1 tRNA gene is annotated in these 315 nt (G+C 52.4%); it reads left to right on the top strand.

Features of this window, described 5'->3' with window-relative positions:
* The first annotated feature begins 191 nt into the window (after nucleotides 1-191).
* Nucleotides 192-268, top strand: a tRNA-Arg gene (locus M8014_RS00075).
* Nucleotides 269-315 lie beyond the last annotated feature (47 nt).

Below are 315 nucleotides of genomic sequence, written 5' to 3'. Positions count from 1 at the left end.
CCGAGATAACAGCCATACTGTTGTTTCATGGTCTGCGAGACAATCGCAAGCACCAGGGAGGATAACGTTGCGTTAGCAACGGCCCGAAGGGTGAGGCGCAGCCGAGTAATCCTCCCGGATGCACCATCTTTTACTTCCTGTCGTTTTCGAAACGGGACGAAGTATCAAGTAGTACAGCAGTAAATCCCGATGCATCCGTAGCTCAGCTGGATAGAGTACTCGGCTACGAACCGAGCGGTCGGAGGTTCGAATCCTCCCGGATGCACCATATTCTCCGAGATAACAGCCATACTGTTGTTTCATGGTCTGCGAGAC

The sequence above is a fragment of the Silvania hatchlandensis genome (genome assembly GCF_025564065.1).
Lineage (GTDB): Bacteria > Pseudomonadota > Gammaproteobacteria > Enterobacterales > Enterobacteriaceae > Enterobacter > Enterobacter hatchlandensis.
This window is presented reverse-complemented; position numbering and strand designations above follow the sequence as displayed.